The sequence below is a fragment of the Magnetococcales bacterium genome (assembly GCA_015231175.1).
Lineage (GTDB): Bacteria > Pseudomonadota > Magnetococcia > Magnetococcales > DC0425bin3 > HA3dbin3.
In genome coordinates, this window is the sequence record JADGBZ010000016.1 from 1 (window position 1) to 15,887 (window position 15,887).

A 15,887-nucleotide genomic window follows, 5' to 3' on the forward strand; every position below is an offset into this window, starting at 1 on the left:
GGGTTCGGGGCGAAGCCCTGACAAAGGCTTTCATGTCCAAGCTTTTCTTGAAAGGATCCTGGAATAGTTACAAAAAAAAATGCCACCCGCTCCTTGACAGGCTGGTTTTGCGTTCCCATATGGCGAGTACGCTCTTCCCACACACATTTTGGTTTGGAGGTAAACGATGAAGGTGAAATTTCAGCCATTGAATGACCGTGTCCTGGTCAAGCGGAGTGGCGAGGAAGAAAAAACCCCCTCCGGGATCATCATTCCCGACTCGGCCAAGGAGAAACCCTTGCAGGGCGATGTCATCGCCGCCGGCAAGGGGATTTTGCTCGATAATGGCAAAATTCGCCCGTTGGAGGTCAAGGCCGGAGATCGGATACTGTTCGGGAAATATTCCGGCACCGAGGTCAAGATCGATGGCGAAGAGATGTTGATCCTGCGGGAAAACGATATTCTGGGGATCCTGGAGAAATAGGTTCTCCCGGACCATGACTCGACTCTTGGGATTGTGTTGACACGTAAAAGGGAGTGACAGGAAAGATGGCTGCAAAAGATATTCTTTTCGGTGAGGTTGCCCGTAGCCGGATGTTGAATGGAGTCAACACCCTGGCCAATGCCGTGAAGGTGACCCTTGGTCCCAAAGGCCGCAATGTCGTTCTGGACAAATCCTGGGGCTCGCCCCGGGTGACCAAGGATGGCGTTTCGGTGGCCAAGGAGATCGAACTGGAGGGCAAGTTTGAAAACATGGGCGCCCAGATGGTCAAGGAGGTGGCCTCCAAGACCTCCGATCAGGCGGGAGACGGCACCACCACGGCAACGGTGTTGGCCCAGGCGATCATTCGCGAAGGGTTGAAGGCGGTGGCGGCTGGCATGAACCCCATGGATTTGCGCCGGGGCATCGACTCTGCGGTAGGCAAGGTCGTCGAGACCTTGAAAACCCTCTCGCGTGAAGTGACCAAGTCCGAGGAGATCGCCCAGGTCGGATCGATCTCAGCCAACAACGACACGGTTATCGGCAAGATGATTGCCAGCGCCATGGACAAGGTTGGCAAGGAGGGGGTGATCACCGTCGAAGAGGCCAAGGGATTGGAAACGACCCTGGATGTAGTGGAGGGGATGCAGTTTGATCGGGGCTATCTCTCACCCTACTTTGTCACCAATTCGGAAAAGATGCAGGTGGCTCTGGAAGATCCCTATCTTCTTCTGGTGGAAAAGAAAATTTCCAACTTGCAGCAAATCCTTCCGGTTCTGGAGAGCATTGTGCAATCTGCCCGTCCCCTGCTGATCATTGCGGAGGATGTGGAAGGGGAAGCCCTTGCCACTCTGGTCGTCAACAAGTTGCGTGGCGGCCTGAAGGTGTGTGCCGTCAAGGCCCCGGGCTTTGGTGATCGCCGCAAGGCCATGCTGGAAGATATCGCCATTCTGACGGGGGGCACGGTGGCCTCCGAGGATTTGGGGATCAAGTTGGAAAACATCACCCTCGACATGCTGGGCAGGGCCAAGCGCGTCACCGTGGACAAGGAGAACACCACCATCGTCGAGGGTTCCGGTGCGTCTCAGGATATCAAGGGGCGTGTGGCACAAATCCGCGCCCAGATCGAAGAGACCACCTCCGACTATGACCGGGAGAAGCTGCAAGAACGCCTAGCCAAATTGGCCGGTGGGGTTGCGGTCATTAAGATTGGCGGTGCCACCGAGACGGAAGTCAAGGAGCGCAAGGATCTGGTGGACGACGCCTTGCATGCGACCCGGGCCGCCGTTGAGGAGGGTATTGTTCCTGGCGGGGGTGTTGCCCTGCTGCGGGCGAGAAAGGCCCTTGACAACCTCGTTGGCGGCAATGAAGACCAGAATGCCGGTATTCGCATCGTGCGGCGTGCCATCGAGGAGCCGTTGCGGGTTATCGTCGAAAATGCCGGTCACGAAGGCTCTGTCGTCGTTGCCAAGGTTCTGGAGAACAACAGCGACAATTTTGGTTTCGATGCTGCTGCCGAGGAGTATACCGACCTGGTCAGCCGTGGTGTCATCGATCCCACCAAGGTGGTGCGGAGCGCCCTACAGGCGGCTGCTTCCGCCGCCGGTTTGATGATCACCACCGAGGCAACGGTCAGCGAACTTCCCAAGAAGGAAGCGGCTGCCCCGGGCATGCCTGACGGCGGTGGCATGGATATGTGATCCAGCCACGCCCTCGGGACTGTTTTCCCGTATCTTACGGGGTATTTTTTCGACTACCGGCAGCACGGCAACCCTGTGCTGCCGGTATCGTTGTCGATATCGATCAGGTGGTCATATGCCCGGTGAAGAGAAAAAAATCTGCCGTCACATCAAGGTTCATGGGCGCGTTCAGGGTGTGGGATTCCGGGAGTCCACCCGGGAGGAGGCCGATCAGCTCGGCGTGATGGGTTGGGTGCGCAATGAAGCCGACGGCACGGTTGAGGCCCTGTTTTGCGGCACCCCGGGTTTGGTGGAAACCATGGTCGTCTGGTGCCAGAAAGGCCCCCCCATGGCGCGTGTCCTACGCATGGATGTCCAGGATCACCCTTTGCCGGATCCGGTTCCGACCCGCTTTGCCGTGCGGTGGTAGTCTCCCCGAGAATTGTCTTGCCATGCGGGGGGAATTTCGGGATAATTTGACATAAGGCGGGTGGGTGAGGTTGAGGCTCGCCTTTTGTTGTCAAACTGTTCCGGGGGAGGGGTCATGACCGTCAGCTTCAATTCTTACAGTTCACTGTTGAGTTCGAAATATTTGTCGTATGGCGTTGCTCATTTTCCTGCTTCGTCGGGCACGGTCTCGCCGCCCAGCGCCACTTCTGGCAGTTCCTCCTCGGTTGATTTCGGCAACACGCTTACCTCGGCCACCCAGGCCTACGCCTCGGCCATGTCCAGCGCCGGCGAAGGTGTGGTCCGCATCCACACGGCCCAGGTCGGGTTGGAACAGATCAGCGCCAACATGGTCAAACTGAAAAATCTGGCGACCATAGCCAACAGCGCGACCATCTCCCAAGGTTACCGCGATAAGCTGCAAGCCGATGCTGCGGAAATCCAGAAAGAGAACAGGCTGATCATTGCCCGTTCCCAGCATGGTCCGGAAAAATTGTTGTCCTCCAAACATACCACGACGGTGCAGAGCGGTGTTGGGGCCTTTGATACAACGGAGATCTCTTTCAAGGATTATTCGAAGTCGTTTGTCGAGGTGGATTTATCGACCCAGAGTGGCGCCTCTGCCGCCATGAAGACCCTGGACGCCAATGTCGCCGAGGCTACTCAGGGAATCACCGAGTTGGGCAAGACACGCATGGAACTGGAAAAATCCCTGGACTCCATGGGCAAGGCCGCCAAGGCATTGCTGGATGTTCAATCCACGCTGAAGGGACAATCCGGTCAGTCAAGCCGCAGCAAAGGGACTGCGTCAGGGTCTCAGGGCGCTTCCAACGCAAAGCTCGGCATGAGCTTTATGGCATGAGGGGCTGAAGAGGGTCTGTTGGGTTTTTTCGCAGGTTGACCGGGGAGGTGTACCGTGGCCATCAGCTTCAGCTCTATCGGCTCGTATAGCACGCTCGGCTCGCTGTTGAGTAGCCGCTATGGGGTCACAAGTCAGGGTTCCTCGGCTGCGTGGAACAATACCCTCGCCACGTTGGGTTCTTCTTCCGGGAATGCAGCCGCTTTCAAATTGGGAAACAACCTCACAACGGCCATCAAGTCCTATGGTCAGGCCATATCCAGCTCCAATGATGGTGTGAGTCGTATTCAAATCGCCCAGGAGGGACTGGGCAGGATAAACGACAATATGACCAAACTGAAGGATTTGGCGACTCAGGCGAGTAGCACGACCATCACCCAGACCGACCGGGACAAACTCCAGGCTGCGGCTGACAAAATCCAAAAGGAGAACGATCAAATCATCTCCACAACCAAGTTTGGTTCGGAGAAGCTTTTGGCGTCGAAGCATAGTGACTCGGTGCAGTCGGGTGTCAATTCCTGGAATACGACGAGCATCTCCTTCAAGGATTTTTCCAAATCTTTCGCAAAGGTGGATCTAAGTTCCCAGCAGGGCGCCTCGGATGCCTTGGATACCTTGAAGACGAATATGGCTACAGCCGGCAAAGGTGTCGCCGATCTCAGCAAAACACGTGCCAAGCTGGAAAGTTCCCTCAACACCATGACGCAAGCCTCCAATTCCCTGTCCAATGCACGCGACGTGACGCTCAGTTTGGGCAGTCAAGGGGGGCTGGGCAGCGGATCCCTGTTTGGATCCCAGGGTGGTATCGATTCGATGCGCGTCCTGCAACTACTGGGCTAGTGGCTCAACCGTGTTGATTTGATGTGCAGAAATGTTCCAATGCTCCGGGAACAGCTCAACCATGAAACGGGGTCCAGGGGGCTGGCTCCCTGGCTTTGTCCAGGGCAGCGCCCTGGTGGGGTTCGGGGCGAAGCCCTGACAAAGGCTTTCATTTCCAAGCTTTTCTTGAAAGAGTGCGGAATAGTCACGAAAAGTGAACACTTCAAATCATGTCGGTTGAGCCACTAGGTTGCATCGTTGTATCTCCCTTTGATTCAGCGGTCCGATTGAATATAGAATAGCGGCGCCGGGTGTGTCCTTCTCCCTTCGATTTTGTGTGGGGAGAAGGTGTCCACTCGGTCGCGCCGGCCCTTTCTGCCCATCGCGTGAAGCCTTTTTCTGACTCCTGGGTCGATGGTCGGCATGGGGGCGGTGTGCCTGCGTTTGAAGGGAGTGGATATGGCCTTTTTGGGGACTTTTCAGACGGAAAAAGCCAGAATTTTTTTTGTCGCACTTTTGCCAGTGCTCTTTATTGTGATGTCCATGGCCACGGTCAACAAAATGACCCGGACAGAAATCAATACGACCAGGCTGGAAATCCAGGGAGTCGGATTGATCCGACAGTTGCAGAAAATCAATGATTTAGTCATCGAGTTGCGGGGGTTATGGCAAGTTCAACCGGGACAGAATCGAGAGATTATCCATCATATTCATGAAACGAATGGTTTATTGAAGTCACGGCTTACACAACTTTTTCATTCACCGGAGGTCACCCCACTGGGTGTTGACAGGGACATCCAGAATTTGAGTACGTATATTTTGCAGCACGTTTCGGAATATCCGCAAGCGGCCACTGCGGAAGAGGCCTTTCAGTCGCATGGTTTGGCCCTGTCCAGGATTCACGAGGTAGCCGAATTGGTGGCGGTTCGTGCCTATTTGCGTCAGGACCATTTTGAGGAGAGCCATTTTTTGGTGTCTCTCATCCTGGAATACCTTCCTTCTCTGGCCGAGGCGACTGGGCGAGTCCGGGACGTTGGGAGACATATGGTCGGCAAAGAGGTTTTGCCGATGTCGGATCGTCTGCGCCTGGGTGAGTCCCTGGGAAGATTGCACCACTACATGGAGGAGTTGACGGAGCTAAGGCAGGTTTCATCCCATTCCGGGCCGGAGCTTGTTGGTCTGACGGATTGTGTTTTTCAAAAAGCGGAAAGAGACGTTCGTGAATTTTTCCTCACCTCCCAGGCACTTGCCTCCGGGGCATTGCGAATCACTCCGGCTGATTTTAATCGTCAGGGGTCTGCTGCCGTCCAACAGGCCATGGCCTGTTTCGACTCATATGCTGACCAGTTGAGCGCTGTCTTGGAGGAGCGCCTCATTCATCTCAATCGACAACGAAACCTGGTCATGGGAGGTTTCCTGATCGGTTTGTTTCTGATCTTTTATGGCTTTCGGAATTATTATCTGCGGGAGCAGGAGATCCGCAAGTCCCTGGCCGCCAGCGAGGCGCGTTCGCGGGCGTTGGTGGAGTCGGCTGTGGATGGCATCGTCATCATCGACCATGATGGGACCATGTTGTCGACCAACCAAGCCCTTGACGACATGTTTGGTTACCCGAATGGGTTCCTGGTTGGAAAAAATGTCACCATTCTCATGCCTGAACCCCATGCCACGCAACACGATCAATATCTTCGTAATTTTCTTGGTTCAGGGATCAAGAAGATCATTGGCACGAGCCGGGAAGTCGAGGGAGTATGCCGGGATGGGGGAATCTTTCCTCTGGAACTTTCCGTGGGTGTGTTCAAGGTGGAGGAGAGAACCTATTTTTCTGGAATCATCCACGACATTACCGCACGCAAACAAGCCAGCAAGGCGCTGCGGGAGGCTTATGGTCAACTGGAGAATCGGGTCAGGAAGCGTACCAGGGAGTTGCAGGAGACCAACGATCGCCTCAAAGATGAAATTTTGGAACGGATCCGGGCCCAGGCCAGCTTGCAGTTGGCTGGCAAAGTGTTTGAAAATGCCAGTGAAGGCATCATCATTACTGACAACCATGCTGTCATCCTGGATGTCAATCCGGCCTTTACCGAAATCTCCGGTTATTCTCGTGAGGAGGCGATTGGCGCCGACCCGAGCATGGGTCGGTCAGGTCGGCATGACAATGAATTTTATGCGCACATGTGGAAGACATTGCTGGAGGCAGGGAGCTGGCGGGGGGAGGTTTGGGATCGCCGCAAGGATGGCACAGTCTACCCCAAGATGGTCAGCATCAACGCCGTGCGGGACACCTGGGGTCGAACCCTCAATTATGTGGGTATCTTCTCCGACATCACCCGGATCAAAGCAACCGAACAGCGCCTGGAACAATTGGCCTATTACGATCCTCTGACCGGCCTGCCCAATCGCATGTTGTTTCGTGACCGTCTTGTGCATGAGATCGAACTCAGCAAACGCAACGAGAACATGCTGGCCGTGTTTTTCATCGATCTGGACCGATTCAAGTATGTCAACGACACCTTTGGCCATGCAGCCGGTGATCAACTGTTGATCGAAGTTTCCCAAAGAATCTCCGGGAAGGTTCGTAAATCGGATACGGTCTCTCGTTTGGGTGGTGATGAATTTACTGTCATCCTGTCCAATATTGGCAAAGAGAGTCAGGCGGCCAATATTGCTTCAGCCATCATTCAATCCTTGCAGGAGCCCATCATGTTGGGTGCCCACGAGGCCTATGTTGGCGCCAGCATCGGCATCTCCATCTTCCCGGCTGATGGGAGTGATTTTGATACCCTGACCAAAAACGCCGATCTGGCCATGTATCGGGCCAAAGAGAGTGGGCGCGGCGTTTTCCGCTTCTTCGAGACGGTCATGGATACTGACTCCAACAAACGTATGAAGTTGGAGCTGAAAATGCGCCGTGCCGTGGAGAACAACGAGTTTACCATGTTCTATCAGCCCAAGTTTTTGGTGGCCAACCGACAGTTGGTTGGGGCCGAGGCTCTGGTACGTTGGAATGACCCGGAAATCGGCATGGTCTCCCCGGCCCAGTTCATTCCTCTCGCTGAAGAGACGGGCTTGATCATCCCTTTGGGCGAATGGATTTTGAATTCCGTCTGCTGCCAGACGAAACAATGGTGTGATCAAGGGTTCAATCCCAAGGTCGCGGTCAATCTTTCCGCATCGCAATTCATGCTGGACAACATTGCCGATACCATTCAGAACATTCTGAAGACGACAGGATTGTCTCCGGCCAACCTCGAACTGGAGGTTACGGAAAGCATGGTGATGGTGGACCTGAACAAGGCCATCCACACCATGTCTCTTTTGCAGGATATGGAGCTGGGCATCACCGTCGACGATTTTGGCACCGGGTACTCTTCTCTCAACTATTTGAAACGTTTTCCCCTGCGTTCCCTGAAAATCGACCAATCTTTCGTTCGGGATTTGACCGAGGATTCCGATGATGCGGCCATTGTCTCCGCCATCATTTCCATGTCGCACAGCCTGAATCTGCGCGTGGTGGCCGAAGGGGTGGAGACCGAGGAGCAGTTTGCCTTTCTGCATCGCCATGCTTGCGACGAGGTGCAAGGCTATCTGCTGGGGCGGCCCATGCCAGCCGATCAATTTGAACGTCTGCTGGCGGAACATGAGACATTCTGTTCCGTTGTTTTACCAAGCCCCACACCCAAGATGGACGACCATTCCGTCATGCTACCAGGCCCCGCCGCCAAAACGGGCAACAAAAAGAGCGGGGTCAGAAGAAAAAGGAAAGAGCCTAAAATCGGGAGCTGAATCGTTGCCCAAAAAAAAACCGGGGGAGTGAATCCCCCGGTTGGGAAGATGCGATCAGCTGCGTCTTTCCCTTGCAGTTGCAGAGGGTTTTTTGGGGAGGATTGATATTACAGGTTGTAACCGCGTTCGTCGTGAAGGGAAATGTCCAATCCCATGGTCTCTTTCTCTTCGTCCACCCGCAACCCGATGAGGGCGTCAAGAAGTTTCAAAAGGATGAAGGTCACGATCCCGCAGTAGACGATGGTGGCGCCCGCTCCGATCAGCTGGGCGGTAAACTGGTCTCCCATACTGCTGATTCCTTTGGCAAAACCGGAACCTCCCAGCTCGGGAGAGGCAAAAACACCCGTTAACAGGGCGCCGATGATGCCACCGACGCCATGGACTCCGAAGGCGTCCAGGGAGTCGTCATAACCCAAGGCTCTCTTCACGGAGGTGGCAGTGATGAAGCAGATGACACCAGATGCCAAGCCGATAGCCAGGGCGCCTACGGGCCCAACGAAACCCGATGCCGGGGTAATGGCGACCAAACCTGCCACGGCGCCGGTGACGATGCCCAAGGCGCTCGGTTTGCCGTGTTTCATCCACTCCGCCAACATCCAGGAAACGGCTGCCATGGCTGTGGCAATTTGGGTGACGGCCATGGCCATGCCCGCCGTACCATCAGCCGCCAACTGACTGCCGGCATTGAAGCCGAACCAGCCAACCCAGAGCATGCCAGCCCCCGTGACAGTCAAGGGAAGGCTGTGCGGAGGCATATGGGTTGTCGGATAGCCCTTGCGCTTGCCCAAAACAAGGGCCGCCACCAGACCGGCAATACCAGCATTGATATGCACCACGGTGCCTCCGGCAAAATCAAGGACACCCTTGTCACTCAGCCATCCACCGCCCCAAACCCAATGGCAGACCGGTACATAGACCACGGTTACCCAGAGGATCATGAAAATCAACATACTGGAAAACTTCATGCGTTCGGCGAAGGCGCCGATGATCAAGGCTGGAGTGATGATGGCAAACGTCATCTGGAAGATGATGAAGACGGACTCGGGAATGGTCTGTTTCAGACTGGCCACGGCCAACGACTTCAGGAACACCTGATCCGTTCCACCCAGGAAGACGTTCATGGAACCACCGTCGGTGAAAGCCACCGAGTAGCCAAAGACCGTCCACAAAATGGTGATCACGGCAGTGATGGCGAAACACTGCATGAGGACCGACAAGACGTTTTTCGCTCGGACCAGGCCACCATAGAACAGGGATAACCCGGGAATGGTCATGAACAAAACCAGCGCAGTTGAAGTCAATATCCAGGCTGTGTCTCCGGAATTCAGCTTGTTCTCGGCCCAGGCTGAACCCGGAAAAGCCAATAACGGCAGGGCAAGAGCCCATGTCCGGAGGGAAAGCGTCGATCGCATGCTCGTCTCCTTATAGGTACAAAGTCGTGTGGTCAGATGGTCGATTCGCCGGTTTCCCCGGTACGGATTCTTACGACCTGCTCCAAATTCAAAACAAATATTTTTCCATCGCCGATCTTGCCGGTATGTGCCGCATTGCGAATCGCCTCCAAGGTTTGCTCCAGGAGGGCATCGGGAACGGCAACCTCAATTTTCAGTTTGGGCAAAAAGTCCACCTGGTATTCCGCACCGCGATAGAGTTCGGTATGGCCTTTTTGCCGACCAAATCCCCGGACTTCGGACACCGTGATGCCGGCAATGCCCACATCCGTCAAAGCTTGCCGCACGTCATCCTGTTTGAACGGTTTGATGACTGCAATCACCCACTTCATACCGTAACTCCTCTCGATTGGGTTGCTCATATGGACAGCACGGGAAGCATGCCTGATCTTCGACCAGGATCTTCACCCTATCGCGGATACTCTTCGTTTGACCCTGGGTACCCTACCCATGACCCCCGGACGAGAGTTCGCGTTCGTGTTCGAACGCCTTACCGCACAGGCTGTGCCAAGAATGTAACTATTTGAAATAACGTAAACAATATTTGATTACTGGTCGATTTGGGCACGAAATGCACAGAAAATAATCATGCATGTGTTTGTTTGATCAGCAGGAGACCACAAGGCACAATTCTGCCTAAACAGAACGCACTTCAAAAAAGGTTTGATGGGGGTATTCAACAGGTCTTGTTGATTTGATTAATTATTTTGCATCGGGATCCAGGGGGCTGGCTCCCTGGCTCGTTACAGTTACTTTTGTGCGGATCGTTTTTGACTGGCCAGAGCGGTGTGAATGCGGACTTCCACAACGTAACCAAGTTTTTCGAGCAGTCGGCGGCAAAGCTTCTGTCCCGCCAGATGCAGATGGGTCGGGTCTTGGCTGTTTTGGGTGGTCACCAAAACCAGATCCAGAATGATGCCCTCCATGGTGTAGTGAGGGGTCAACGACTCCAAACGGGAAAAATGGTCGCCATTTTGGATCTCCTCTTCCACGTGTTTGGTCAAATCTGTTCGGTCTGACAGTGTGGGCAGGGATTCGACCTGGTCGTCGACGGTATCGACATGGACCAAAACTTCGGTGATGGCGGCAACGTTTTCCAGAAGCGATATGCGGACCTTCTCGGATATCTGGTGTCCTTCGGAGACAGACAAAAACGGGTCGACCACGACATGCACGTCTACACGGATGTCAGGCCCCATACGTCTGGCGGAGAGGAAATGGGCAGAGTGAACTTCCGGAATGGCCTCGACCAGGGATGTGATGTGATGCTGAATCTGGTCATCGATGGCGCGTGTTGAATCTGTCAATTCATCCATGGCCTCTTTGAGCAGATCCCAACCCGTTTTGGCCAGAATCATGGCGACGACGATGGCAGCGATGGGATCGAGAATGGGGTATCCCAGCATGGCGCCGCCCACGCCCAACAGGGCCGCCAGGGTGGATACCACATCGGAGCGGTGGTGCTGGGCGTTGGCAATGATGGCACGGGCGTCATATTTTTTGCCGACGCGCAACGTGTAGTGGTACAGGGCCTCCTTGGCAGCGATGGAGAGGATGGCGGCAATCAGTGCCACCATGCCAGGTGGTTGCAGCGCAGGTGAGCCCAACCGGTAGGCGGCATCCCAGAAGATACCCATCGCCAGCAGCAGGAGGCTGACGGCAATGAACTGCGAAGCCAGCGTTTCGTAGCGCCCATGTCCATACGGGTGGGCGTCGTCGGCGTCCTTTTTCGCGTAGTGCATGCCGATCAGGACAGCGGCATCGACAATCAAGTCCGACAAGGAGTGAACCCCGTCGGCCACCATGGCGGCGGAGCGGCCAAGAAGCCCAGCCAAAATTTTGCCGATCGAGAGGAGGAAGTCGACGGCAACCCCCAGCACGGTGACCCGATGGGCAGCCGCAAACCGTTCCTGTTTTTGTTCTTCAGATAGGGCCATGGGCGTGTTCCTTCCGGGCGGCATCTTCTCGTTCTTCGATGGCAAGGGAGATCTCCTCCCATTCGGCCATGAGGGTGTCCAGATTGCGGACCAACTCTCCCTCGCGGGCCAACGCCTCCTTGAGGGTCTCTTTCTGGGCTGTGTCATACAGGTTGGGATTGGCCAACTGCCCTTGAATATGAGCGCGTTCCTGCTCCAGGATATGAATTTTTTGTTCGAGTTTTTGGGAGCGTGACCGAAGTTCCCGTGTGTCGCGATGCAGGCGATTGCGGATCTCCGCAGCCAACCGCCGCACGTCGCGTTCGGAACGGACAGAGGGGGGAGGTGATCCGGCAGCCTGTTCGGTTGGCTCCGAGGAAGAGGCGCTGCGTGCCGAAGTGATCTGGGCCAAATACCCCTCCAGGCCATCTTCCAGGGGCCGAATGGCGCCATCGCCAGCCACCAGATAGCGGTCGCAAACCCCTTCCAACAGATCCCGGTCGTGCGAAACCAGGACCAGGGTGCCGGAATAGGACTCCAGCGCATCTCCCAGGTTGGCGCGTGCAACCATGTCGAGATGATTGGTGGGCTCGTCCAGCAACAAAAAGTTGCTTCCGGTCAAAAACAGGCGCGCCAGGGCCAGTCGGGCCCTCTCACCGCCAGAGAGCACGTTGACTCGGTTGAAAACCATATCACCGGAAAACAGGAAGCCACCCAACAGGGAGCGGACGGCACTTTCCGGCATGTCCCGTGTAGCCATGGAGCAGGCTGATTCCAGGATCGTCTGATTGGCATCCAGGGCATCCATGGCGTGTTGGGCATAGTAGGCGGGATGAACCCGGTCCCCCAGTTTCAAGGTTCCGGCATCGGGCTGAACCTGCCCGGCGACCAGTTTCAGGAAGGTGCTTTTGCCGTAGCCGTTGGCCCCCAGCAGACCAATCTTTTCTCCCCGCCAGATCGAGAGGTCCACACCTGAGAAGACTTTTTTGTCGCCAAAATTTTTCTTCAGGGCCCGGACGGAGAGCACTTCGCGGGCACAGGGGGCCGGTTCGGGCAGACGGATGCGCGGGGCGAGAATTCTCTCCTGGGGCCGGGCGACCGGAGCAAGTTTTTCCAATGCCTTGACCCGGCTCTGCACCTGTTTGGCTTTGGTCGCCTTGGCTCGGAACCGGTTGATGAACCTCTCCAGTTCAGCCGCTCTTTGATCACGCTTTTCGGCCTCCTTTTCGAGGAGGTGCATGCGCGTGGCTTTTTGTTCCAGGTAGGCATCGAATGCCCCCTGGTAGCGGGTCAGCGAACCGCCTCCCATCTCTACGGTCACTTCCGTGACCCGGTTGAGAAAGGCACGGTCATGTGAGACCACGATGAGAGTTCCCGGCAGGCGTTTCAGGTAGGATTCAAGCCAGGTGACCGACTCCAGGTCGAGATGGTTGGTGGGTTCGTCGAGGAGCATCAGGTCAGGTCGGGAGAAGAGCAGTTGCGCCAGGGCGACCCGCATGCGCCAGCCACCGGAAAAGGAGGCCAGGGGTTGGTCAAGGTCGGCACGGGTGAACCCTAGACCCATGAGAATGGCCCCGGCACGGGAGTGGGCCGAGTAGGCATCGATCGTCTCCAGACGGTGATCGATCTCTCCGAGTCGGTGGGAAATACGCTCCTGCTGGTCTGGGGTGGTGGCCTGCTCAAGCTCCTGGTGGTGCATGTCCCGTTCTTGTTCGAGGGCGATCAGCTCCTGGTCCCCCTGTAGGGTTTCAGCCAGAATGGACCCTCCCGAGCCGGCCAACTCCTGACGCAAAATACCCAGCCGGGCACGGGGCAACACCTCGACCCGGCCCGCATCGATCTCCTCCTGCCCCAGGAAAATACGAAAAAGCGTGGTCTTTCCTGCCCCGTTGGGGCCGATCAAGCCAACTTTTTCGCCAGCGTGGATAGCCAGATCGGCGTTCTCCAGCAGGAGGCGCGGGCCAAAACGTTTAGCGACTTTTTCCAAACGCAGCATGACAGCTCAATCATATTTCCAGGATTTTGAGAAAAGCGCCGCCCCTACGCTATCGCTGAACGCAGCTATCCGTGCCGTGCAGGGCTGGAGTACACCAGTCGGGCGTATTTGGCAAGGGAACCCTTTCGCCGATTATTTTCCTTTGTGACGTTTCAGACGATTCAAGAGCTTCGGTTTAGAAATTGTCGAACGTATCGTCATCGACATGTGTTGGGGCGGTTGGTCGGCGAGGCGCCGGCAGGGCTTTTGGCTTTTGTTTCTTCATGGTGGGGGCAGAATGTGTAGCTGAAGCCTCCCTGCGAGGGGGTGTCTTTTTTGTGGAACGGGGGGCAACCGCATCTTCATGGCCCGTCTTGAAAAAGGAGATGATTTCGGCGAGTTGGCCTGCCTGGGAGTTCAACTCTTCAGCGGTGGCGGACATCTCTTCGGATGCACCGGCATTTTGTTGGATCACTTGATCGAGTTGCTGTATGGCGCTGTTGATTTGCGATGCACCTTGATTTTGTTCCAGTGAACCCGACGTGATCTCTTTCACCAGGTTGGCTGTCCTTTGAATATTGGGAACCAGCTGGTTGATAATTTCTCCAGCTTTTTCCGCGATATCAACGCTGGTGGCCGAGAGTTGGCCAATCTCTCCGGCAGCGGTTTGGCTGCGCTCGGCCAGCTTGCGCACTTCAGCGGCCACGACGGCAAAACCCTTGCCATGTTCCCCAGCTCGTGCGGCTTCGATGGCGGCATTCAAGGCCAAGAGGTTGGTTTGTCGGGCGATCTCTTCGATGATGGATATTTTGCCGGCAATCTCCTTCATGGCATTCACGGCCAGAGTAACGGATCGACCGCCTTCTGCGGCTTCCGTCGCTGCCTGCTCGGCCATTTTTTGTGTGGTTTGAGCATTTTCCGTGTTTTGCGCAATGTTGCTGCTCATCTCTTCCATGGAGGCGGAAGTCTCCTCGATGGATGCAGCTTGTTCTACCGCTCCTTGAGAGAGGTTTTGAGCTGTAGAAGCAAGTTCCGAGCTGCCGTATGAGACATTTTGGGACGCAGTGCGTATTTCACCTACGATGCTGCGCAATTTTGTGGACATCTCACCCATGGCATTCGACAACGTGCCGTACTCGTCTTTTCGATTCAACTGACAGCTGATTGCCAGATTGCCTTCCGAAAGTTTCTTCAACAAACTTGCGCAACTGGCCAAAGGGGCGGCAAAGCTGTTGGCTATCGATACGGCCAGTATGGTCACCAGCAGTGCTATGATGCCACCGACCACGGCGTTGGCTTTATGAAGGGCGATAATGGGTTCCTGCACCTCGGCCAGATCAATCTCTGCCAGGATCGCCCAGGTCAGATCTCCCACTTTGACCGGGGCAAAGGCTGATAAAACCAGGTTGCCGTTATAGTCTTTGATGATCCGACTGTCCGTGGTTCCTGCCAGGGCAGCTCTCGATCCATCGGTATCGACACCGTTTTTTTCGATGGTTCCGGCGAATGATGCCTTGACAGAGTGGCCTTGTTTATCAAGAAACGAGTCGGATCGCATCCGCTTGTCTGGCCCGACGAGATAGGCTTCTCCGGTCTTGCCCATGCCATCGCGCTGTTGCATGACGGCATTGATCGATTCAAGGGACAGCTGTAAACCTACAGCGCCGATGACTTCTCCTCCGGCTTTGATCGGAGCCACCACAAAAGCGGCGGGTTCACCCTTCGAGGGAGCATAGGGAGCAAAGTCACCCACAGACGGTTTTCCACTCCGCATGGCCAGATCGTAGGCTTTGCCCAGGCTGCTGGTGCGCAAATCTCCGTTGACCAGATTTTGTCCCAGATCGCTCTCTTTTGCTTGCGAATAAACGATGTCGTGATCGGGAGAGATCAAAAACAAATCGTAGTAGCCATACTCCTTGACAAAAAAATCGAGCCAAGTTGTAGATTCCTTGGCGGCCAAAGCCCAGGCCGGTCCACCCGCCTTGCGACCTTCTGCTTCAAAGGCCTTTTTCATGACAGGAATGGCTCGTATCATATCGCCACTGGACGCCAGGACTGCAAGATCGCCAAGGCGTTCTGAAAAATACCTGTCAATTTGTCCTTTTTTGATGGCCTGTACGGACTTCAGTTGATTGAAAGCGACACTCATCAGCGATTGATCTGCCGCATCTGTGGAGAGCCAACCACCCAGCATGAGCGGCAACAAACCCGTCACAAGAAACAGGCCTATCAATTTCGGTTTGAGCTTGATATCAGCAAATCTCATGTGTCTTCTCCCCCTCCCCGCTATGATTGGTTACAGAGATTTATTAAGATATCTTAACTATCATAACACCTGCTGTGCATGTCCTCTCGATCATCCCAAGCACTTCGACGCTACTTGGGTAGAGAGTTTTCTGTCAAGAAAAAACACCATTGATATCATCGAAACTTCTTTTTTTTAAACGGCTTGACCGCCTTGCGGGGTTGCCGAGGTGGTCGACGATATCCTGATA

Annotated in this window: 11 protein-coding genes; 6 read left to right on the plus strand and 5 right to left on the minus strand. The window is 55.2% G+C overall.

Annotation, left to right across the window (positions count from 1 at the left end; all coding sequences use genetic code 11):
* The first annotated feature begins 166 nt into the window (after nucleotides 1-166).
* From groES to HQL63_05540, 6 genes are all read left to right on the plus strand, one after another.
* Nucleotides 167-463 (plus strand): co-chaperone GroES, encoded by a 297-nt coding sequence (gene groES, locus HQL63_05515; protein MBF0176292.1) that lies wholly within the window; start codon nucleotides 167-169, stop codon nucleotides 461-463.
* A gap of 65 nt (nucleotides 464-528) precedes the next feature.
* Entirely contained in the window at nucleotides 529-2,160 is a 1,632-nt protein-coding gene (groL, locus tag HQL63_05520) for a chaperonin GroEL (protein MBF0176293.1), read from the plus strand.
* A gap of 115 nt (nucleotides 2,161-2,275) precedes the next feature.
* Nucleotides 2,276-2,569 carry an acylphosphatase gene (locus tag HQL63_05525; protein MBF0176294.1) on the plus strand — a complete coding sequence of 98 codons (294 nt, stop codon included), beginning with the start codon at nucleotides 2,276-2,278 and terminating at the stop codon, nucleotides 2,567-2,569.
* 114 nt (nucleotides 2,570-2,683) lie between these two features.
* Nucleotides 2,684-3,448, plus strand: a complete 765-nt coding sequence (locus tag HQL63_05530; protein MBF0176295.1) for a hypothetical protein — start codon at nucleotides 2,684-2,686, stop codon at nucleotides 3,446-3,448.
* Between the two features lie 54 nt (nucleotides 3,449-3,502).
* The gene (locus tag HQL63_05535) at nucleotides 3,503-4,285 is read left to right on the plus strand and encodes a hypothetical protein (protein MBF0176296.1); all 783 of its coding nucleotides are present in this window, start codon (nucleotides 3,503-3,505) and stop codon (nucleotides 4,283-4,285) included.
* A gap of 438 nt (nucleotides 4,286-4,723) precedes the next feature.
* Entirely contained in the window at nucleotides 4,724-8,050 is a 3,327-nt protein-coding gene (locus HQL63_05540; protein MBF0176297.1) for an EAL domain-containing protein, read from the plus strand.
* A 107-nt stretch (nucleotides 8,051-8,157) separates the two neighbouring features.
* Here HQL63_05540 and HQL63_05545 read toward each other — a convergent pair whose 3' ends face one another.
* From HQL63_05545 to HQL63_05565, 5 genes are all read right to left on the minus strand, one after another.
* On the minus strand, nucleotides 8,158-9,462 hold the full coding sequence (locus HQL63_05545; GenBank protein ID MBF0176298.1) for an ammonium transporter: 1,305 nt from the start codon (nucleotides 9,460-9,462) through the stop codon (nucleotides 8,158-8,160).
* A 32-nt stretch (nucleotides 9,463-9,494) separates the two neighbouring features.
* Nucleotides 9,495-9,833 (minus strand): P-II family nitrogen regulator, encoded by a 339-nt coding sequence (locus HQL63_05550; protein ID MBF0176299.1) that lies wholly within the window; start codon nucleotides 9,831-9,833, stop codon nucleotides 9,495-9,497.
* A 417-nt stretch (nucleotides 9,834-10,250) separates the two neighbouring features.
* The gene (locus HQL63_05555; protein ID MBF0176300.1) at nucleotides 10,251-11,438 is read right to left on the minus strand and encodes a cation transporter; all 1,188 of its coding nucleotides are present in this window, start codon (nucleotides 11,436-11,438) and stop codon (nucleotides 10,251-10,253) included.
* Nucleotides 11,425-13,413, minus strand: coding sequence for an ABC-F family ATP-binding cassette domain-containing protein (locus tag HQL63_05560; GenBank protein MBF0176301.1), 1,989 nt, complete (start codon nucleotides 13,411-13,413; stop codon nucleotides 11,425-11,427). The genes HQL63_05555 and HQL63_05560 overlap by 14 nt, the downstream gene beginning before the upstream one ends.
* Nucleotides 13,414-13,588: 175 nt before the next feature.
* Nucleotides 13,589-14,845 carry a HAMP domain-containing protein gene (locus HQL63_05565; GenBank protein ID MBF0176302.1) on the minus strand — a complete coding sequence of 419 codons (1,257 nt, stop codon included), beginning with the start codon at nucleotides 14,843-14,845 and terminating at the stop codon, nucleotides 13,589-13,591.
* Nucleotides 14,846-15,887: the final 1,042 nt, after the last annotated feature.